Genomic DNA, 19681 nt, shown 5'->3' with positions numbered 1-19681 from the left:
GCCCTAACGGCTAATACATCGCTACCAGGCATACGGGCCTCTTCGCAGCGCAAGGTACGTATGCCCAGCCGTGGCATCCCAGCACTTGGATCCATTCCCATTCGCAAAAACCCCGTGCGTTTCGCCAAAGCTTGAGTACAATCGTCAGCTTTTTCCGGGCCCCCTGGCCCGTCGCTGGAACTCCCAATGCTGACCGGTAGCTACTCCTCTTCGCTGGTGTTGATTTCGCTGTGCGTGGCGATCCTGGCGTCCTACACCGCCCTTGACCTGACCGGCCGTATCGCGACGGCCAAGGGCAGGGCTGTGCACCTGTGGATGGGGGGCGGTGCGTTGGCCATGGGGGTCGGCGTGTGGTCGATGCACTTCATCGGCATGCTCGCGTTCAGCCTGCCCATTGACCTGGGCTACGACCTTGGCCTGACTGCGTTCTCGCTGTTGATTGCGGTGCTGTCGTCAGGCTTTGCCTTGTGGCTGGTAAGCCAGCCGAGCCTGCCCTGGCTGCAACTGGGCTTTGGCGCGTTGATCATGGGCGCGGGCATCAGTTGCATGCACTACACCGGTATGGCCGCGCTGCGCATGCTGCCGGGCATCGACTATGACCCTACGCTGTTCGGCGCCTCGCTGATGATCGCCGTGGGCGCCTCGGCAGCGGCGTTGTGGATCGCGTTCCGCTTGCGCAAGCACACCCCTTACGTCCGGCAGATTCGTGGCCTGGCAGCAGTGATCATGGGGATGGCCATCGTCGGTATGCACTACACCGGCATGGCCGCAGCCAATTTCCGCGAGGGCAGTTTCTGTGGTGCGCTGGCCGGTGGGCTGCAAGGCGACGGGCTGGTCTACCTGGTGTTGATCACCACCCTGGCAGTGCTGGCGGTAGCTTTGTTGACCTCGGTACTGGACGCACGCCTGGAAGCGCGCACGGCGGAACTGGCCCGTTCGCTGACCCTGGCCAACCAGGAACTGACCCAGCTGGCCCTGCACGACACGCTCACCGACCTGCCCAACCGCACCTTGTTGGCCGACCGCATCGAGCAAGCCATCGCCAAGGTGGCGGAGCAGGGCGGTTGTTTTGCGCTGATGTTCATCGACCTGGATGGCTTCAAACCGGTCAACGATGCCTTTGGTCACCACGTCGGCGACTTGCTGCTCAAGGCCGTGGCGGCGCGCCTGCGCGGCCATTTGCACAGCCAGGACACGCTGGCGCGCATTGGCGGCGACGAGTTCGTGCTGCTGGTGGAGTTGCAGGAGCCCAACGATGCCATGGATGTGGCAGTCAAGCAGGTCAACCTGGTGTCGCGGCCGTTCCGCGTCGCCGAGCATGATTTGCAGCTCACGGCCAGCCTGGGCATTGTCCTGTACCCCGGCAATGGCCAGGATCAGCACGAGTTGCTGCGCAATGCCGATGCCGCGATGTACCACGCCAAAAGCGCCGGTAAAAACGGTTACAGCTTCTTCGACGCGTCGATGAACAGCAACGCCCGGCAGCAATTGCAGTTACTGCAGGACCTGCGCCAGGCCCTGGAGCAGCGTCAGTTCCGCCTGCACTACCAGCCCAAGTTCGATGCCCAGGCTTGCCAGCCGATCGGTGCCGAAGCGCTGCTGCGCTGGGAGCACCCGCAGCAGGGCCTGCTGCTGCCTGACCGGTTCATCGGCCTGGCGGAAAAAACCGGCCTGATCATCCCGATTGGCGAGTGGGTGCTCGACGAAGCCTGCCGGCAGATGCGCCAGTGGCTGGACCAGGGCCACCAGGGGTGGCGTATGGCAGTCAACCTGTCGGCCATCCAGTTTTGCCATGCGGGGCTGGTCGACAGCGTGGCCCGGGCCCTGCGCGAAAACGGCCTGCCGGCCAACTGCCTGACCCTGGAGATTACCGAGACCACCGCCATGCATGATGCCGATGCCAGCCTGACAGTGTTGCAGCGCCTTTCCGACATGGGCGTGGACCTGTCCATCGATGACTTCGGCACGGGCTATTCCAGCCTTATGTACCTGAAGCGACTGCCGGCCAACGAACTGAAGATCGACCGGGGGTTTGTGCGTGACCTGGAGCAGGACAGCGATGACGCCGCGATCGTCTCGGCGATTGTCGCACTGGGCCAGGCGCTGGGCTTGCGCATCGTTGCCGAAGGGGTAGAGACGGACAAGCAGCAAGACTTCCTCACCCGCCTGGGGTGCGATTCGCTGCAGGGTTATCTGCTCGGGCAACCGGTGCCGGCCGAGCAATTCATGGGCAAATTGCAGGCCATGCGGGAGACGCCTGAGGTGGCAGTCTAGCCTGCGTCGCGCAGGGCGAAGACGGGTACGAAGGCGTCCATCTCAGCCTCGACCGCTTCAATGATGCGCTCGACATCCGCAGCGGCCATGATCGCAGCGCAAGGGATGCCGGCAATAGCCAGCAAGGTTTCTCCGGTGGCGCGGTCGAACAGGCGCGCGATCATGCTGCGCGGTGCATCCATGCTGGCTTCGAAGCCGAGCGGGTGGAAATGCCAGCGCATCACCTGGCAGGCGTTCGGGAACGTCATTTTGTTCATGCCAGCCTCCTTGTCCGTACCTGGACGCGGTGAGCGGGAGGCCGCGTGCACGGCCGCCGGGAATGTAACCATAGCACCTGCCACGCCATTGCCCAGGGTGGGAATACGCCGGAATCGTGGAGGTTTGACCTAGGTCACAGTGCTGTTATGGCCGCTATCCACCGGCAGCTCGCCTGGCAAACGTTTTCCTTGCGGGGTGCCGCAGGTAACGGCCGCATTTACCGCACAGGGTTTTCGGACGAGCGGTGCGTGCTACCCCAGCAGGCCGGCCGCAATGTTGATGGTGAACCCCAGAATGGCGGTGTTGAACACGAACCCTACCACTGAATGTGCCAGCACCACCCGGCGTAACCCCCTGCCAGCGACGCCAACATCGGACGTTTGCACCGCCACACTGATAGTGAACGAGAAGTAGTGAAAGTCCCAGTAATCCGGGTTGCGCTCGCCATCGGCGAAGCGCAGCGGGGGCTCATGGTTATGGCCGGTATAGAACAGCCGGGCGTAGTGCAGGCTGAAGATGCAGCCGATCAACAGCCAGGAGCCGGCCACGGTCAATCCGGTGTACAGGTAGTGCAGGGCCAGGGCGCTGCCTTGCAGGCCGCGGCTGGAGACCAGTTGCAAGGTGATCGCGGCCAGGCTGGCGATGGCAGCGATGCAGACGGTGAGCAGGACCAGGCCGGCGTTCTCATCCTCGACCTGGGCAACGTTGCGGACCTTTTCCGGGTTGGCGCTCCAGGTAAGCCACAGGACCAGCAGCAGGTAGAGCCAGACGCCGAGGTTCCAGCCGACCAGAATGTGCTGGACCGTGTCACCGGCAGGGATCAGCCAGGCGCCGATAATGCCGACCAGGGTGGCGAACGTGAGGCGAGGGTGGGTACGTGTCAGGCGGTGAAAAGCCATGGGGCCTCGTTGCCGGGGAGTGGTGGCTAATACTCTAGACCATTGCCAGGTGCTGACGGCTTTCATCGCGTCGCCCGTCGCGCGGCGTTGCAACTCTCAGTACACTGCACGTTCCAACACCAACATTCGTTGAACTCGAGGTTTCTGCATGACGCTCAGTCCTTTGGCAGGCAAGCCGGCTCCGGCCAGCGTGCTGGTCGATATCCCCCGACTGCTCACCGCTTACTACACCGGCCGCCCCGATGCTGGCGTGGTGGCCCAACGGGTGGCCTTCGGCACCTCGGGGCACCGAGGCACCTCGCTGGAGCTGAGTTTCAACGAGTACCACGTACTGGCCATTACCCAGGCCATCTGCCTGTACCGCCAGGAGAAGGGCATCGATGGCCCGCTGTTCATTGGCGCCGACACCCATGCGCTGTCGGCACCGGCCACGGCCAGCGCCCTGGAAGTGCTGGCGGCCAATGGCGTGCAGGTGATGCTGTCCAAAGACGACGAGTACACGCCGACCCCAGCGGTGTCCCACGCCATCCTGTGCTACAACCGTGGCCGCGAGCAGGGCCTGGCCGATGGCATCGTCATCACGCCGTCGCACAACCCGCCGCAAAGCGGTGGCTTCAAGTACAACCCGCCCAATGGCGGCCCAGCCGACAGCGACGTGACCAAGTGGGTCGAGGCCAAGGCCAACGAGCTGCTGGCTGCGAACCTGGCTGGCGTCAAACGCATGGACCATGCCCAGGCACTGCAGGCTGCCACCACGCACCGCCACGACTACGTGAGCCACTACGTGGCAGACCTGGCCAATGTCATCGACTTCGACGTGATTCGCAGCGCCAACCTGCGCCTGGGCGTCGACCCGCTGGGCGGCGCCGGTGTTAACTACTGGTCGGCGATTGCCGAGCATTACAAGCTGAACCTGGAAGTGGTCAACAGCGAGGTCGACCCGACCTTCCGCTTCATGACCGTCGACTGGGACGGCCAGATCCGCATGGACCCATCCTCGCCCTACGCCATGCAGGGCCTCATTGGCCTGCGCGAGCGCTTTGACGTGGCCTTTGCCTGCGACCCGGACCACGACCGCCACGGCATCGTCACCCCGGATGGCCTGCTGCAGCCGAACAACTACCTGGCCGTGGCCATCGACTACCTGTTCCGCCACCGCCCGCAATGGCGCAGCGACGCAGCCGTGGGCAAGACCGTGGTGTCCAGTGGCCTGATCGACCGCGTTACCGAGCGCCTGGGCCGTAAATTGTTCGAAGTGCCGGTGGGCTTCAAGTTCTTCGCCCAGGGCCTGTTCGACGGGTCGTTGGGCTTTGGTGGCGAGGAGAGCGCGGGGGCTTCGTTCCTGCGGCGCGATGGGTCGGTCTGGGCCACTGACAAGGACGGTTTGATCCCAGCCTTGCTGGCCGCCGAGATGACCGCACGCACCGGTCGCAACCCGAGCCAGGCTTATGCCGACCTGACCGCAGCACTGGGCAAGCCGTACGCCACGCGCGTCGAGGCCAAGGCGGATGCTCGGCAGAAGGCGTTGTTGAGCAAGCTGGCACCTGAGCAGGTCAAATCGACAGAGCTTGCTGGTGAGCCAATCGTGCAGATCCTCAGCCATGCGCCGGGTAACGGCCAGGCGATTGGCGGGTTGAAAGTGATGACCGCCAACGGCTGGTTTGCCGCACGGCCGTCGGGCACCGAGGACATCTACAAGATCTACGCCGAAAGCTTTATCGACGAGGCGCACCTGCAGCGCCTGGTGCAGGAAGCCCAGGTGTTGGTGGACGCGGCGATCGCCTGATTGTACTCAAGGGGCTGCCTTGCAGCCCATCGCCGGCAAGCCGGCTCCCACAGGGTCTTCGCAAGGTCTGAGCCTGCGCAGTTACCTGTGGGAGCCGGCTTGCCGGCGATGGGGTGCCGGGCGGCCCCGGTTCATCAAGGGGTTGGCAACGCGAACCCCTCGATCCCCCGCCCCAGCTTCAGGGCCTGCGCATGCAGCACCTGCATCAGGTGCAGCGCCGAGTGCGAAGGTGGCTCGAAGCGCGAATAGACGACACTGATGTCGAAGTGGATTTCGTCGGCCAGGGGGACCACCGTCAAGCCGCTGTCCTGCGCCACGAACTCGTCGATCAAGCTAATGCCCATGCCCTGCTTGACCAAGGCCACAGCTTCGTTGGCATTGGTGAACGACAACAGCGACTCCAACTGCAGCCCGCGCTGGTGGATGTGTTCGGCCAGCAATTTGCCGAACGGCATGTCGGGCCTGAACAGCAGCAGGGCATGGCCTTGCAGTTGCTCCAGCGCCAGTGACGGATGCCGCGCCAAGGCATGCTCCGGCGGCATCACCACCACCATGCGCCCGCGCATGAACGCGCGTGAATGCAGGTGATCGTGGATCACCGGCAAGGCGGCAATCGACAGGTCGACCTTCTTCGACAGGATCTGGTTCGGCATTTCACCCATCAACGAGGTCTGCCACTCGATGTTCAGCGAGGGTGACTCACGCTTGAGTTGGGCCAGCGCAATCGGGATGACCACGGTCGACAGCGAGGCGCTGCACGAGATGCGCAGGTTACGGTGGCCGCCACTGCCCAGTGACAACGCACATTCATTGACCTCCAGCGCGGCCTGATATACCCGCTCGACTTCGCGGTACAGAATCTGCGCTTCGTGGGTCGGCACCAGGCGGTTGTTGATGCGCTCGAACAAGCGGTATGCCAGCCGCCCCTCGATGTACTGGATCAATTTGCTCACGGCCGGCTGCGACACGTAGAGCATCTTCGCCGCCGCGCTGATCGAGCCCGTCAACATCACCGCACGAAACACTTCCATGTGCCGCAGTTTGAACACCAGGTTGCGGGCTTCCGGGCCGTCATGGTCGAGGGGCATAAGCATTACCTTTGGTTATGGTCTTCGCCATCTGGGTATGAGCGCAGACGCCGGGCACGCAGTATCTTGAAGCCTGCCGAGTCGCCTTCGCGGCGCACAATAACAAGATCTGCAGGCAAGCGCAGCGGCGCTTGACGGGAGTGTTGCGTGAACATCTTCGATGAACCCAAGATCGATTGCCATAACCATTTGTTTGACCCCGCGCGCTTTCCCTACCACCCCGACGCGCCTTACGCCCCGTCCGGGCAGGAGGTCGCCACCCTCGAGCAATTCAACCGGGTGATGGACGCCTATGGCGTGCAGCATGCCTTGCTGGTGGGGCCGAACAGTGGCTACCACACCGACAATAGCTGCCTGCTGAGCGCGCTCGCCACTGGGCAGGGGCGTTTCAAGGGGGTGGCGGTGGTTAGCCCTGACATCACCCTGGATGCGCTGGCTACGTTGCAGGCGCAAGGGGTGGTCGGGGTGGCCTTCAACCCGGCGTTGTACGGTGTGGCGAGCCTGGATGCAGCCGACGGGTTGTTCGGCAAGCTCGCCGAGCTCGACCTGTTTGCGCAGATTCAGGTGTGCGAAGACCAGTTGCTGGCGCTGCGCGGGCTGCTTGAGCGCACGTCGGCGCGCGTGTTGATCGACCATTGCGGCCGCCCGGAGGTGAGCGCCGGTATTCACCAACCGGGTTTCCAGGCCTTGCTGCGGTTGGCCGCGAGCGGCCGGGCCAGCGTCAAGCTGTCCGGCATGCAGAAGTTCGCCTCGGCCGATGCGCTGCAGGCGCAGAGCAGTGCCTACGTTCATGCCCTGCTCGAAGCGTTTGGCCCACAGGCCTGCGTGTGGGGCTCCGATTGGCCGTTCATTCGCCAGCGCTCGCGGGTGGACTACGGGCCGCTGCTGAAACTGGCCGAGCAACTGATGCCAGATGCGCAACTGCGCCGCACCGTCATGTGGGACACGCCGCGACGTCTGTTCGGGTTTGCCTAGCGCACCGCCCTTTGCCATTCCAATAACAAGAGAGCAACCGTCATGAACACTGAACAGAACCTCGGTGTGGGGGCGTTCGACACGCCTGCACGCCTGCAACAACGTACCCGCACCCGCTTCATGATCCTGGCGCTGATCTCCGGCGGCACGATGATCAACTACCTCGACCGCAGCGTGATGGGCATTGCGGCGCCTAGCATCAGTGCCGACCTGGGCCTTAACGCCGCGATGATGGGGGTGATCTTCTCGGCGTTTTCCTGGACCTACGCGGCGGCCCAGATCCCCGGCGGGATTCTCATCGACCGGCTGGGCACCAAGTTCACGTACTGGCTGGCCTTGACGCTGTGGTCGCTGTTCACTGGCCTGCAAGGGTTGGCCCAGGGCTTTTTGTCGCTGTTGGGCATGCGTTTTCTGGTGGGGGTGACCGAAGCGCCGTGCTTCCCCACCAACAGCCGCGTGGTGGCGACCTGGTTCCCACAGAGTGAGCGGGCCAGGGCGACTGGCATTTACACCTTTGCCGAGTACACGGGGCTGGCGTTTCTTACGCCGCTGCTGTTCTGGGTACTGCACGCCTACGGCTGGCGTTTTCTGCTGATGGCGGTCGGGCTGATGGGCATCCTTTACGGCCTGGTCTGGTGGCGCAAGTACCATGAACCGCACCAGTCCACCACGGCGAACAAAGCCGAACTCGACTACATCGCAGCGGGCGGTGGCGTGGTCGACGGTGGCCAGAAAGCCACGGTATTCCGCTGGTCGCAGATCCCGGCTCTGCTCAAGCACCGCAACATGCTGGGCATCTGCCTGGGGCAGCTTGCCTGCAACTCGACCAACGTGTTCTTCCTGACCTGGTTCCCGACCTACCTGGTCACCGAGCGGCACATGCCGTGGCTGAAGGTTGGCTGGGTCGCGGTGCTGCCGTTCATCGCCGCCTCGCTGGGCACCCTGGTCGGTGGCTGGTTGTCCGATGCCTTGCTGCGCCGCGGCTACTCCCTGAACGTGGCGCGCAAGCTGCCGGTGATTGCCGGCCTGCTCACCGCGTCGGTGATCGTGCTGGCCAACTATGTCGAGTCCGACGCGCTGGTAATCGCCATTCTCTGCATCGCCTACTTCGCCCAAGGCATGTCGGCGCTGGCCTGGATGATCGTTTCCGACATCGCGCCAAAGGGCCTGCTGGGCTTGAGCGGTGGCCTGTTCAACCTGTTCGCCAACGCGGCGGGCATCGTCACGCCGTTGACCATCGGCATCATCGTTTCGATGACCGGGTCGTTCGTCTGGGCCTTGGCCTTCGTGTCGTCGATCACCGTCCTCGGTGCCCTGTGTTACCTGTTCATGGTGAGCGACCTGCGTCGTCTGCCAGACATCCCTAACCTCGAAAATGGAGCAAAGCAATGAGCCAATACCTGCAAGGGCAGACTGCAATCGTAACCGGCGGCATGCGTGGCATCGGCCTGGGGATTGCACAGCGGCTGCACGCCGCAGGTGCCCACGTGGTGATCTGGGACTTGGCGGTCGATGGCTGGGACACAGCCGAAAACGGCTTTGAGCCGGTGCTGCGCCAGTCTGTCGATGTTTCATCACTGGCGTCGGTGGAAGCGGCATTTGCCGACGTGCTTGCACACGTCGGGCAGGTCGAGATCCTGGTCAACAACGCCGGTATCAATGGCCCAGTGGTACCCGCCTGGGAATACCCGCCAGCGGCCTGGGACAAGGTCATCGCCATTGACCTGAACGGAGTGTTCTATTGCTGCCGCACCGCCATCCCGCACATGCGCGAGCGCGGCTACGGACGCATCGTCAACGTCGCCTCGATGGCGGGCAAGGATGGCGTGCAGTACATCTCGGCGTACTCGGCGGCCAAAGCAGGCGTGATCGCTTTCACCAAGGCCGCAGCCAAGGAGCTGGCGCAAGATGGCGTGCTGCTCAACTGCGTGGCGCCGGCGATGGTAGAAACCCCGCTGATGGCCGAAATGACCCCGGAGCACATCGCAGCGAGCAAGGCCAAAATCCCCATGGGGCGCTTCCTGAAGGTCGAGGAAATCGCCAACATGGTGAGCTGGATCGCCGGGCCAGAGTGCAGTTTCACCACCGGCTTCGTGTTCGACCTCAGTGGCGGGAGGGCGACCTATTGAGGGGCCTGGGCGTCGCTCACTTGACGGCACTGGATCTGGCGCCTGCCGTGCTGGTGCGCGAGGCGAGCCGTGCCGGCTTCAGCGCGGTGGGGCTGCGCCTGCATCCGGTAATGCCGGGTGCGCTGGCCTACCCGGTAACGGCGGGCAGCCTGGCGCTGCGTGAGCTCAAGGCGGTCATGGCGGGTGAGGGCGTACGGGTCGCTGATATCGAGTTCGTGTCATTGACGCCCGAGGTGGTGGTCGCCGATTACGAGCCTTTGCTGGCGGCAGGTGCGGAGCTGGGGGCGGTAAGCCTGACGGTGTCGGGCGATGATGCCGATGTCGCGCGGCTGACCGGGCATTTCGCGGCCTTGTGCGAGCTGGCAGGGGGTTATGGCGTGCGCGTGGACCTTGAATTCATGCGCTGGCGGCCGGTGGCGAACGTGCACCAGGCCTATACCGTGGTGGCAGGGGCGGGGCAGGACAACAGCAGCGTGCTGGTCGATGCCCTGCACCTGTTTCGCGCTGGCGCAGCGGTAGCGGACCTTGCCGGAATCGACCCGCGTTACTTGCGCGCCGTGCAGTTGTGCGATGCCCCACTGCAGGCACCACCCGACAGCGGCATCATCCAGGAAGCGCGCGAGGGCAGGCAGTTGCCTGGCCACGGGCAACTGCCGTTGGCGCAGTTGCTCGCAGCCTTGCCCCGCGACGTCAGCCTCAGCGTCGAGGTGCCGTCTGCCCATTTGCACGGGGCAGAGCGGCTAAGGGCAGCTGCGCGAGTCACGCAGGCCTGGCTGAGCGGGCTGCCGGCAGGTCAGGCCTGATCCGGCACCACTGCGATTACATCGATTTCCATCAACCACTCGGCCTGGGCCAGGCCCGCCACCACCAGCCCGGTGGAGATCGGGAACACGCCTTTGAGCCATTTGCCGACTTCCTTGTACACCGGCTCGCGGAAGCGCGGGTCGGTGATGTAGGTGGTGGTCTTGACGATGTGCGACAGGTCCGAGCCGGCCTCCTCAAGCAGTTGCTTGACGTTTTTCATCGCCTGTTCGGCTTGTGCCCGAGGGTCGCCCAGGCCTACCAGGCGCCCTTCGAAGTCAGTACCCACCTGGCCGCGTACGTAGATGGTGTTGCCGGCGCGCACCGCCTGGCACAGGTCGTTGTCCAGGGTCTGGTTAGGGTAGGTGACCTTGGTGTTGAACATGCGGATACGGGTATGGGTTGGCATCAGTGGGCTCCAAGGGTGCTGACGTTGTTGATTGTGGGTTGCTGCTGCTCATCCGCGGCGCGTTGCTGGCTGTCGCGGTAGGCCAGGTAGGTCCGTTGCGTGGCGATGTGCCCGGCGACGTGCTTGGCGTCGTGCCACACGCCCCAGATGAACGACGAGCCGCGGCGTGACAGCCAGGGCAGGCCGAGGAAGTACACACCGGGTTCGCGGGCAACACCGCGTTGGTGTTGTGGCTTGCCGTTGGCGTCGAAGGTGTCGACCTGCAACCAGCTGAAGTCCACGCCGTAGCCGGTGGCCCAGATGATGGTGCTGACGCCGGCCTGGGCCAGGTCGAGTGTGTGCAGCGGGTTGCTCAGGCACTCAGGGTCGGGCAGTTGCTTGCGCGCCTCCGGCTCTTCAGGCAGGTCCAGGCCATTGCGTTCGATGTAGGCATCGGCTGCATCGAGCAGGGCCAGGTAGTTTTCGTCGCCACGGCGGATGTTGTCTGCCAGGTTGTCCTGGAAGGTGGCAATGCCATCGGCGAACGATTGGGTCAGGCCGACCAGGGTCATGCCTTGGTGGGCGAGGGCGCGGAAGTCCACGGTGTGGCCGCCGCGTGCGCCGCTGACAGCAATGGTCACGTGCTCGCGGCCAGGCTTGGCGATTTCTGCGTCCCACTCGCCCAGCACACCCAGCCACCAGCAGAAGTCGCGGTTGCGGTAGGCACGCGGCGGGCGGTCATGCGCACCGACCGACAGGTATACCTGGCGCCCGGCGCGCATCAGTTCTTCGGCAATCTGCACGCCCGAAGAACCGGCGCCCACCACCAGCACGGCACCGGCGGGCAGCTGCTCGGGGTTGTAGTAGGCGGCGGAGTGGATCTGGTGCAGGCGCTCGTCCTTTGGCGCGATGGCAGGGATCACCGGGCGCTGGAACGGGCCAGTGGCAGCAACCACGCGGTTGGCGCGGATTACGCCCTCGTTGGTTTCGATGGTGAAGCCTGGGCGATCGCTGTTGCGCACCACCTTCTTCACCTCGATGCCGGTGCGCACCGGCAGGTTGTACTTGCGCACGTACTGTTCGAAGTAGTCGGCAACCTGATCCTTGCCAGCGAAGGCATCGGCGTCGAGGTTGAATTCCAGGCCAGGGAAGCGGTCGTGCCAGACCGGGCCGTTGGCGACCAGCGAGTCCCAGCGGCCCGTACGCCAGGCTTCGGCGATGCGCTTGCGCTCCAGCACCAGGTGCGGCACGCCGAGCTTGTTCAGGTGTTCGCTCATGGCCACGCCGGCTTGGCCGGCGCCGACGACGAGGGTGTCGATTTCGAGGTTGTTCAAAGTCATGTCCGAGCCCTTTATCAGGCGGTTTTTGTCAGGTCGGTTTGGAGGACCGCCGTTGCCTGAGGCCAGACTAGGGACGCTGCGCAAATGGCGAAAATAGTATTTAGCTAGGGCTTGCCGATAAAACGGCGAAGGCCTTGATTCATAGGGCTTGCCGCGGTGCTTGAGGGGGATTTTTGATGCCGTTCGGGGTGGTGCGGGCGGCCTTAGTTTTTTCCTCTTCAAGCCCTCGGAAAAAGGTGGTTTCGCGCCCTGGAGGGTTCCACCCAGAATGCCCTGCATCGGACAGAACAACAGGAACCATCACATGACTTTCTCCATCATCGGTCGTTGCCAGGAAACCGGCCAAGTCGGTATCGCCATCAGCTCGTCGAGCATCGCGGTCGGGGCGCGTTGCCCCTGGGTGCGCGCAGGTGTGGGGGCGGTCGCAACGCAGAACATCACCTTGCCGGCATTGGGGCCGCAGTTGCTCGATGTGCTGGAGCAGGGCCAGTTGCCGCCGGCAGCTGCACTAGACAGGGTGCTGAACGCCAATGGCTGGAGCGAATACCGCCAGGTCACCGTAATCGACAGCCAGGGCCAGGTCGCGTTGTTCACCGGCAAGCAGGCGCTTGGGGTGCACAATGCCGTGGCCGGCGAGCAGTGCGCTGCTGCGGGTAACTTGCTGGCGTCCAAGCAGGTGATCGAGGCCATGGTGCACGCGTTTGAACAGGCCGGCGGGCACCTGGCCGATCGCCTGTTGACGGCCATGCAGGCGGCGATGGCGGCCGGGGGCGAGGCAGGGCCGGTGCATTCCGCAGCGCTGAAGATCGCCGGCGAGCTGACCTGGCCGCTGGTGGACCTGCGCGTCGATTGGGCCGATGAAGACCCGATCGGCCAGCTCGATGGCCTGTGGCAGGCCTATCGCCCTCAGATGCAGGACTACGTGACCCGCGCCCTCGACCCGACGGCGGCGCCAAGCTATGGAGTGCCGGGCAATGAATGAGCGCACCAGCCGCGCGTTGCTTGCCCGGCTGATCGGTTTTGCCACGGTCAGCCGCGATTCGAACCTGGCGCTGATCGGTTTCATCCGTGACTACCTGGCGGACCTCGGCGTGGAATGCGAGTTGTTCCATAACGCCGAGGGCACCAAGGCCAACCTGTTTGCCACCCTCGGCCCGCAGGACGTTGGCGGTGTAGTGCTTTCGGGGCACACCGATGTGGTGCCGGTTGACGGCCAGGCCTGGACGGTCGAGCCGTTTGCCTTGAGTGAGCGGGAGGGGCGCCTGTATGGGCGGGGTACTGCGGACATGAAGGGCTTCATCGCCTCTGTCCTGGCAGCGGTCCCCGCGTTTCTCGCGCAGCCTTTGCGTATTCCGCTGCACCTCGCGTTCTCCTATGACGAAGAAGTGGGTTGCCTGGGGGTACGCTCGATGCTTGCGGCGCTTGCACAGCGCCCACACAAGCCGCGGTTGTGCCTGATCGGCGAGCCGACCGAGCTCAAGCCAGTGCTGGGGCACAAGGGTAAGCTGGCAATGCGTTGCCAGGTGCACGGTGCGGCCTGTCACTCGGCTTATGCGCCTTATGGGGTGAACGCCATCGAGTACGCCGCGCGATTGATCGGCAAGCTGGGTGAGATCGGTGATGGTTTGGCGCAGCCTGAGCACCATGACACGCGTTTCGACCCGCCGTTTTCCACGGTACAGACCGGCGTGATCAAAGGTGGCAGGGCGTTGAACATCGTGCCCGAGGAATGCGAATTCGACTTCGAGGTGCGCGCATTGCCTGGGTTCGACGCTCAGGGGGTGGCTGACCAGTTGCAGGGCTACGCCGAGGCAGAGTTGCTGCCGCGCATGCGCGCCGTCAACCAGGGCGCCGATATTCGCCTTGAGGCGCTGAGTGCTTACCCGGGGCTGGCCACGCCGGCTGACAGCGAAGCGGCACGTTTGGTCGCCTTGCTCAGTGGTTCAGCGGCGTTCGGCACGGTCGCGTTTGGTACTGAAGGCGGCTTGTTCGACCAGGCCGGAATCCCGACGGTGGTCTGCGGGCCGGGGAGCATGGAGCAGGGGCACAAGCCGGACGAGTTTGTCAGTGTCGAGCAGTTGCAGGGGTGCGATGAGATGCTGCTGCGGCTGGTGGATTACCTGCGCGAAGGTTGAGTTATTTTTGCCGGTTTTCAGCATTCCTGGTAGGAGCAGCCTTGTGCTGCGAAGAGGCCGTGGCAGCAGAGAAAATTCACTGTGCTGTCACGGGCCTCTTCGCAGCACAAGGCTGCTCCTACAGGATGCGGGCAATGCCGTGATGAATCAGAACGTCGCCTTGACCTGTAGGCCCACTACCAGCGCATTGTCGATATCCTTGCCCGAGAACGCACCCGGCTCGATGATGTACTGCACATCCGGGCGCAGGTTCAGCCATGGCGTGGCCTGGTAGCCGTAGCTCAGTTCAATCAACTGCTCGGCGCTGTCGATGTTCGGGAACTGTTGCCCTGCGTTGAACGCAGCGTCTTCCAGCACATCGCGGCTGCGTGGGTTTGGCACGGCACGGCCATAGCCCAGCGACAGGGTATCGCGCGGGCGGCCTTCGAACGGCTTGTACAGCACAACGCCGGTGCCATACCACTTGGTGAACGGCGAAGCGGCCTCGCTCGATGCCGAGTACTGGCCAAAGGCGTGCAGGCTGCGGCCTGGCGAGCTTGGGTCATTCCACACGGCCTGGTCGATCAGCAGGTAATGGCCGCCGCGGCCGGACACTTCCTTGTCGCTGCCGATGCGTTTCACATCGGAGCTGTCGTAGTAGTAGCCCAGCTTGTACTCACCTGGCAGTTCGCCTTGCAGTTTGTACACCAGCTCAACCGGTACCACGGTACCTGTGGTGTGCTTGGGCCCCAAGTGCCAGGCACGACTGGAATTGCCGTTGCTCTCGGGGTCGACGTTGAAGGCCGCGACACGCAGCTGCCAGGACGGCGACAGGTCGTATTTCACCCGCACGCCCAGGTGGGCGTTGGGGTAGTTGGTCCAGCCGCTGCCGCCCGACATGTTCAGTGGGTGGCCACAGAAGCCGGCGTTCATGAAGTTGCACAGGATGCCACTGTCCAAGCCGCCGAGGTCGTTGCCCATGGCCATGTAGCCGAGCTTGACGTTCAAGGCCGGGGTGAACAGGGTCCGCTCGTAGCTCAGTTCAGTCAGGCGGGTGTACAGGCCACCGTAGTTTTCCTGGATCGGCAAGCGGTTGCCCACCAGGTCTTCCGAGGCGCTGTTGCCGCGACGGTCATTGATGGTCAACTGCACCTTGCCGCCGTTTTCCAGGCCGTACAGTTTCGACAGGTCGAACTGCACGCCCAGCTTGAGGTTCTGCGAGTAGCGGGCCGAACGGTGCAGGCCACCGTGGGCGTTGTAGGCGGTTTCACCGCTGTAGTCGCCGGTGAACTTGACGCCGTCTTCTTCCAGCTGATGGCGCAGGCCGCCCCAGTCACCGGTCAGGGTGTTGCGGGTCATCAGGTCGCCGTCGGCGAGGGCGGTGGTGCTGGCCAGGGCGAGCAGGAGGGGAGAAGTGATGCGAATTGCGGATGGCATTGCGGGGTCTCGGGTAGTGTTCTAGGGCCTCTTCGCGGGTGAACCCGCTCCTACAGGGCCTGCACCCTTTGCAAGTGCAGTGATCATCCTGTGGGAGCGGGTTCACCCGCGAAGCAGGCGACGCAGTCTTACGGCAGGGCGTAAGAAATCACATAGTCGCCACGGTCAGTCGACTGACGCGCGCCACCGGCGGTGATAACCACATACTGCTTGCCGGTTTTCGGCGAAACGTAGGTCATCGGGCCGCCCTGGCTGCCAACCGGCAGACGGGCCTTCCAGATTTCATTACCGTTGCTGCTGTCGTAGGCGCGCAGGTAGAAGTCCTGGGTGCCGGCGATGAACACCAGGCCGCCTTGGGTGGACAGTGTGCCGCCCAGGGTTGGCAGGCCAATCTTGATCGGCAGGTGCATGCGGATACCCAGCGGGCCGGTGTCCTCGACGGTGCCGACCGGGACCTGCCAGGCGATTTGGCGGGTCTTCATGTCAACCGCGGTCAGGGTGCCGAACGGCGGAGCCTGGCAAGGGATACCGGCGACCGACAGGAAGCGGTTCTTGTTCACCGCATACGGCGTGCCCTTGAGCGGTACAGCGCCCATGCCAGTGTTCAACGCTTCGCCACCGGAGGCCGCGTTGCCTTTGTTCTGCGAAGGGATCATTTGGATCCACAGGCCCAGACGCATGTCGTTGACGAAGATGAAGCCATGCACCGGGTCGGTGGAAATGCTGCCCCAGTTCATGCCGCCCAGCGAGCCTGGGAAACTCAGCGACAGGTCGGTGCCCGGCGCGGTGTACAGGCCGTCGTAGCGCATTTTCTTGAAGTCGATGCGGCACAGCAGCTGGTCATACGGGGTGGCGCCCCACATGTCCGACTCGGTCAGGGTCTGCGCGCCGATCTGTGGCATGCCCACCGATTTTGGTTGGGTCGGGGAGTACGGCTCGTTCGGGATGTTGCTCGGTTTGACCGGAACTTCGTCGACCTGGGTCAGCGGCTTGCCGGTTGCACGGTCAAGCACGTAAATCTGCCCGGCCTTGGTGCCGATCACCACCGCAGGCACGGTCTTGCCGTCATCCTTGGTGAAGTCGATCAGGCTTGGCTGCATTGGCAGGTCGAAGTCCCAGAGGTCGTTGTGAACGGTCTGGTACACCCACTTCTGGTTGCCGGTGGTGGCGTCCAGTGCCAGGACCGAAGCACCGTAGGTGTGGTCCAGCTTGTTGCGCTCTACGCCATAGATGTCGGTGGACGACGAACCCATCGGCAGGAACACGGTGTTCATTGCCGGGTCGTAGGACATCGGGGCCCAGCTGTTCGGGGTGCTGCGCACGTAGGTGCTGCCGTCGGCCGGGGCGTTGCGGTCTTCCGGGTTGCCTGGGTCGAAGGCCCAGCGCATGGCGCCGGTGATGACGTCGAAGCCACGGATGACGCCACCTGGCATGTCGGTCTGAACGTTATCGGCAACGCGACCGCCAACCACCACGGTGGTACCGGCCATCAGTGGCGCGGACGACAGTTGGTAGAAGGAATCCGGCACATCGCCCAGGCCAGCCATGAGGTTGACCTGGCCGTTGTTGCCGAAGCCTTGGCAGAACTCACCGGTGTCGGCGTCGACGGCGATCAGGCGGCCGTCGATGGTGTTGGTCAGCAGGCGGCGCTGGCAGTTGGCACCGGCCGGGACAGTGGCCATGGCGATGGGCGAACTGTTCGGCTGGGTTGGCTGGGCCAACGGCGCGGTGGCGTCGAAGTAGGCCATGCCGCGGCAACGCTGCCAGACCTTGGACTGGGCGTTGATCTCGTTTTTCCACAGCTCTTTGCCGGTGTCGGCATCGAGGGCGATCAGGTTGTTGTGCGGGGTGCAGATGAACACCTTGTTGCCAACCTGCAGTGGGGTGAGTTGGTCCTCGGCACCGTTGCCGTCGCTGATGGCGACGTCACCGGTGTGGTAGGTCCAGGCCACCTTGAGCTTGTTGACGTTGTCGCGGTTGATCTGGTCCAGCGCGGCGAAGCGGCTGCCACCTTCGGTGTTGCCGTAGTGGGCCCAGTCTTTCTGCTCTTTGCCGGCTTCGACCGGGGTCATGCCAGGGCCTTTGCCGGTCGGGGCGACGCTTGGGTGAGCAACGAACATGTTGCCTGCGGCAATGACCAGTGCCACCGCCATCACGCCTGCGATGCCGTACGCGCCGCGGCCAGCGGTGCCGCCGTTGGCACGTACCAGCAGGGGGTAGACCAGCGCCACGACCATGCCGATTGCGCCGAACATGAACACGCGCGAGAACAGCGGCCAGAACACCAGGCCGGTGTCGATCACGGCCCAGATTGCGGTACCGATCAGGAACAGGGCATACAGCCAGGCACCGGCGACCTTGCGGCGTGCGATGAGGATACCGGCGATGGCCATGGCCAGGCCGCCGATCAGGAAGTACCAGGAGCCGCCGAGGCCGGCCAGCTTGATACCGCCGGCGGCCAGGAGCAGGCCGAGCAGGGCGACGATAACGCCTAGGCCGACCAGAATGAGGTTTGTGGCGCCAGAGGCGCGCGGTGTTTCTTTCATGCCAGGGATCTCAGCAGGTGGAATGGGCGCAGTTTAAGCCCTTAGCAAGCTAATTAACAAGTTAGTACAAAGTTTTGTGAGGCTGATTGTCGCAGGGTTGAACTTGCCAAGGTGTTGGCAAAAGTCTAGATCAGGCAGCGAAAAATGCAGTAAACAAAGCGTTCATGACAGATATGGAATCAGTACTCATACTTTGGTCGAGTCGTCGAAAAGCAATGTGTGCAGGGGCCACGCTGCGCCAGCAGGCCCCGATTGGACGGTTCGACACCTATTCCGGCCAAGGGCTAGCGCTGCTGTAGAACACGGCCAGCCATACTGTCGCGATGCCCGGCGCGGTCCATTCCACGCGGTGGCGATAATGCGCTGGTATATCGACGCAGTCGCCGGGCTGAAGGAGCCGCGTATGGTTTTCATGCTCGAAGCGTAGGCCCGCGGCACCGCTGAGCAGCACGATCCACTCACCTTCGGCCTGGTCGTACCAGTACCCGGGCGGGCTGGATTGGCCGCTGGAAACAATGCGCTCGATGCGCACACCGGGGCGGCTGAGCAGTTCGTCGACGCGCTCGGCAGCGGTCGGGTCGCAGGGAGGCAAGGTATTCAGCATGTTGAAGGGGGCCATCTGAAATCTCGTTCAAAGGGAGGTGCTTCCACTATGGACGTGATTGCGGGGGCGTGCGCTTCTTGACCATCCCTGCGGTTTGTAGGACTGTTCCGAGCTTTAAAAGACGGAAGACACATGGACAAGCTGCTGGCCATGAAGATGTTCGCGGCGACGGTCGATGCCCAGGGGTTTTCCGCGGCCGCGCGCAAGCTTGGCGTGGCGACCTCGTCGGTGACCCGCCTGGTCGATGCACTGGAGGCCGAGCTGGGGGCCACCTTGTTGAACCGCTCGACGCGCCAGGTCAGCCTGACCGAGGCGGGCGCCCGTTACTACGCGCGGGCCCGGGGCATTTTCGAAGCGCTGGATGAAGCCGATGCCAGTGTCGCTGACAGGGGCGAAGAACCGGTCGGTGTACTGCGGCTGTGCCTGCCGGTGGAGTTCGGCCGGCGGGTGATTGCGCCGCACCTGGGGCCCTTTCTGGCCAAACACCCGGCACTTGAGCTGGACATCGACCTGAGCGACCGCCTGGACGACTTGCTCGATGGCCGTTACGACCTGTCTATCCGGCTGGGTGACCCAGCGCCCAATGACGAACTGGTGTGCCGCCCACTGGGCCGGTTCGAGCGTTGGCTGGTGGCCAGCCCGGGCTACCTGGCCGGTCGTGCAGCACTGGAGCACCCGCAGCAATTGCTGGAGCACGCCTGCTTGCGTTTTCGCTATGGGCAGAAGGCGCGCCCCTGGTGCATGACGCGGGGCCAGGAGGTGCTGGAACTGGACGTGAGCGGGCCGTTGCGCAGCGCCAATGCCGACCTGTTGCGCGAAACCGCGTTGGCTGGCAGCGGCATTGCCCTGCTGGCCGACTGGCTGGTGCGTGAGGACGTGGCCGATGGCACGCTGCAGCGCGTGTTCGGCGACTGGCAGGTCAGCCCCGGTACTGCCAACGACAGGATCAACGCGCTGTACTTGCCCAACCATCGCGGGTCGCGCCGCGTGAACGCCTTCATCACCTTTTGCGAAGGCCTGTTGGCGCACTGAGCCGTCAGCG

The 19681-nt window shown here is 63.9% G+C and carries 17 protein-coding genes; 9 read left to right on the top strand and 8 right to left on the bottom strand.

All coding sequences use genetic code 11. The features are described from left to right. Window positions 1-186: 186 nt before the first annotated feature. Window positions 187-2274, top strand: coding sequence for a bifunctional diguanylate cyclase/phosphodiesterase (locus D886_RS0108930; RefSeq protein ID WP_027593590.1), 2088 nt, complete (start codon window positions 187-189; stop codon window positions 2272-2274). Here D886_RS0108930 and D886_RS0108925 read toward each other — a convergent pair. Both D886_RS0108925 and D886_RS0108920 read right to left on the bottom strand, forming a co-directional pair. After that, the gene (locus D886_RS0108925) at window positions 2271-2531 is read right to left on the bottom strand and encodes a DUF1652 domain-containing protein (protein WP_027593589.1); all 261 of its coding nucleotides are present in this window, start codon (window positions 2529-2531) and stop codon (window positions 2271-2273) included. The genes D886_RS0108930 and D886_RS0108925 overlap by 4 nt on opposite strands. Window positions 2532-2783: 252 nt before the next feature. Continuing rightward, window positions 2784-3431 (bottom strand): DUF1345 domain-containing protein, encoded by a 648-nt coding sequence (locus D886_RS0108920; protein ID WP_027593588.1) that lies wholly within the window; start codon window positions 3429-3431, stop codon window positions 2784-2786. Between the two features lie 148 nt (window positions 3432-3579). On the opposite strand from D886_RS0108920, the gene pgm reads away from it, so the two are divergent. Beyond that, window positions 3580-5217, top strand: a complete 1638-nt coding sequence (gene pgm / locus D886_RS0108915) for a phosphoglucomutase (alpha-D-glucose-1,6-bisphosphate-dependent) (RefSeq protein WP_027593587.1) — start codon at window positions 3580-3582, stop codon at window positions 5215-5217. A gap of 134 nt (window positions 5218-5351) precedes the next feature. On the opposite strand, the gene D886_RS0108910 is transcribed toward pgm, so the two are convergent. After that, window positions 5352-6305 (bottom strand): LysR family transcriptional regulator, encoded by a 954-nt coding sequence (locus tag D886_RS0108910; RefSeq protein ID WP_027593586.1) that lies wholly within the window; start codon window positions 6303-6305, stop codon window positions 5352-5354. 147 nt (window positions 6306-6452) lie between these two features. Between D886_RS0108910 and D886_RS0108905 the strand changes: the two genes are divergently transcribed. The 4 genes from D886_RS0108905 to D886_RS0108890 are packed head-to-tail and all read left to right on the top strand — an operon-like array spanning window position 6453 to window position 10212. Then, a complete protein-coding gene (locus D886_RS0108905) occupies window positions 6453-7280 on the top strand; it encodes an amidohydrolase (protein WP_027593585.1) in 828 nt (275 codons plus the stop codon). Between the two features lie 42 nt (window positions 7281-7322). Beyond that, complete coding sequence (locus D886_RS0108900) at window positions 7323-8672, top strand: MFS transporter (RefSeq protein ID WP_027593584.1); 1350 nt, start codon at window positions 7323-7325, stop codon at window positions 8670-8672. Beyond that, window positions 8669-9409, top strand: a complete 741-nt coding sequence (locus D886_RS0108895; protein WP_027593583.1) for an SDR family NAD(P)-dependent oxidoreductase — start codon at window positions 8669-8671, stop codon at window positions 9407-9409. The genes D886_RS0108900 and D886_RS0108895 overlap by 4 nt, the downstream gene beginning before the upstream one ends. After that, the gene (locus D886_RS0108890; RefSeq protein WP_027593582.1) at window positions 9406-10212 is read left to right on the top strand and encodes a sugar phosphate isomerase/epimerase; all 807 of its coding nucleotides are present in this window, start codon (window positions 9406-9408) and stop codon (window positions 10210-10212) included. Before D886_RS0108895 ends, D886_RS0108890 begins: the two co-directional genes overlap by 4 nt. Here the strand turns inward: D886_RS0108890 and D886_RS0108885 are convergent. Both D886_RS0108885 and D886_RS0108880 read right to left on the bottom strand, forming a co-directional pair. Further along, entirely contained in the window at window positions 10203-10619 is a 417-nt protein-coding gene (locus D886_RS0108885) for a RidA family protein (protein ID WP_027593581.1), read from the bottom strand. The genes D886_RS0108890 and D886_RS0108885 overlap by 10 nt on opposite strands. Then, window positions 10619-11938: an NAD(P)/FAD-dependent oxidoreductase gene (locus D886_RS0108880; protein WP_027593580.1), complete on the bottom strand. Its 1320-nt coding sequence runs from the start codon at window positions 11936-11938 to the stop codon at window positions 10619-10621. The genes D886_RS0108885 and D886_RS0108880 overlap by 1 nt, the downstream gene beginning before the upstream one ends. 304 nt (window positions 11939-12242) lie before the next feature. Here D886_RS0108880 and D886_RS0108875 point away from each other — a divergent pair, with 304 nt between their 5' ends. Both D886_RS0108875 and argE read left to right on the top strand, forming a co-directional pair. Continuing rightward, window positions 12243-12920: a DUF1028 domain-containing protein gene (locus D886_RS0108875; RefSeq protein ID WP_027593579.1), complete on the top strand. Its 678-nt coding sequence runs from the start codon at window positions 12243-12245 to the stop codon at window positions 12918-12920. Beyond that, the gene (gene argE, locus D886_RS0108870) at window positions 12913-14073 is read left to right on the top strand and encodes an acetylornithine deacetylase (protein ID WP_027593578.1); all 1161 of its coding nucleotides are present in this window, start codon (window positions 12913-12915) and stop codon (window positions 14071-14073) included. Before D886_RS0108875 ends, argE begins: the two co-directional genes overlap by 8 nt. 147 nt (window positions 14074-14220) lie before the next feature. Here argE and D886_RS0108865 read toward each other — a convergent pair whose 3' ends face one another. From D886_RS0108865 to D886_RS0108855, 3 genes are all read right to left on the bottom strand, one after another. Continuing rightward, entirely contained in the window at window positions 14221-15489 is a 1269-nt protein-coding gene (locus tag D886_RS0108865; protein WP_027593577.1) for a carbohydrate porin, read from the bottom strand. Between the two features lie 128 nt (window positions 15490-15617). Further along, a complete protein-coding gene (locus D886_RS0108860) occupies window positions 15618-18035 on the bottom strand; it encodes a glucose/quinate/shikimate family membrane-bound PQQ-dependent dehydrogenase (RefSeq protein WP_027593576.1) in 2418 nt (805 codons plus the stop codon). Between the two features lie 268 nt (window positions 18036-18303). Beyond that, window positions 18304-18654 carry a cupin domain-containing protein gene (locus D886_RS0108855; protein WP_027593575.1) on the bottom strand — a complete coding sequence of 117 codons (351 nt, stop codon included), beginning with the start codon at window positions 18652-18654 and terminating at the stop codon, window positions 18304-18306. Between the two features lie 117 nt (window positions 18655-18771). Between D886_RS0108855 and D886_RS0108850 the strand changes: the two genes are divergently transcribed. Then, entirely contained in the window at window positions 18772-19671 is a 900-nt protein-coding gene (locus D886_RS0108850; RefSeq protein WP_027593574.1) for a LysR family transcriptional regulator, read from the top strand. Window positions 19672-19681: the final 10 nt, after the last annotated feature.

Origin of the sequence: Pseudomonas sp. LAIL14HWK12:I7, assembly GCF_000483465.1 — a bacterium.
GTDB lineage: Bacteria > Pseudomonadota > Gammaproteobacteria > Pseudomonadales > Pseudomonadaceae > Aquipseudomonas > Aquipseudomonas kermanshahensis.
This window is presented reverse-complemented; position numbering and strand designations above follow the sequence as displayed.

Excerpts from the sequence above, each read along its gene's own strand:
- D886_RS0108930 (WP_027593590.1), top strand. The coding sequence starts at position 187 with ATGCTGACCGGTAGCTACTCCTCTTCGCTGGTGTTGATTTCGCTGTGC.
- D886_RS0108925 (WP_027593589.1), bottom strand. The coding sequence starts at position 2,531 with ATGAACAAAATGACGTTCCCGAACGCCTGCCAGGTGATGCGCTGGCAT.
- D886_RS0108920 (WP_027593588.1), bottom strand. The coding sequence starts at position 3,431 with ATGGCTTTTCACCGCCTGACACGTACCCACCCTCGCCTCACGTTCGCC.
- pgm (WP_027593587.1), top strand. The coding sequence starts at position 3,580 with ATGACGCTCAGTCCTTTGGCAGGCAAGCCGGCTCCGGCCAGCGTGCTG.
- D886_RS0108910 (WP_027593586.1), bottom strand. The coding sequence starts at position 6,305 with ATGCCCCTCGACCATGACGGCCCGGAAGCCCGCAACCTGGTGTTCAAA.
- D886_RS0108900 (WP_027593584.1), top strand. The coding sequence starts at position 7,323 with ATGAACACTGAACAGAACCTCGGTGTGGGGGCGTTCGACACGCCTGCA.
- D886_RS0108895 (WP_027593583.1), top strand. The coding sequence starts at position 8,669 with ATGAGCCAATACCTGCAAGGGCAGACTGCAATCGTAACCGGCGGCATG.
- D886_RS0108885 (WP_027593581.1), bottom strand. The coding sequence starts at position 10,619 with ATGCCAACCCATACCCGTATCCGCATGTTCAACACCAAGGTCACCTAC.
- D886_RS0108880 (WP_027593580.1), bottom strand. The coding sequence starts at position 11,938 with ATGACTTTGAACAACCTCGAAATCGACACCCTCGTCGTCGGCGCCGGC.
- D886_RS0108875 (WP_027593579.1), top strand. The coding sequence starts at position 12,243 with ATGACTTTCTCCATCATCGGTCGTTGCCAGGAAACCGGCCAAGTCGGT.
- argE (WP_027593578.1), top strand. The coding sequence starts at position 12,913 with ATGAATGAGCGCACCAGCCGCGCGTTGCTTGCCCGGCTGATCGGTTTT.
- D886_RS0108865 (WP_027593577.1), bottom strand. The coding sequence starts at position 15,489 with ATGCCATCCGCAATTCGCATCACTTCTCCCCTCCTGCTCGCCCTGGCC.
- D886_RS0108860 (WP_027593576.1), bottom strand. The coding sequence starts at position 18,035 with ATGAAAGAAACACCGCGCGCCTCTGGCGCCACAAACCTCATTCTGGTC.
- D886_RS0108855 (WP_027593575.1), bottom strand. The coding sequence starts at position 18,654 with ATGGCCCCCTTCAACATGCTGAATACCTTGCCTCCCTGCGACCCGACC.
- D886_RS0108850 (WP_027593574.1), top strand. The coding sequence starts at position 18,772 with ATGGACAAGCTGCTGGCCATGAAGATGTTCGCGGCGACGGTCGATGCC.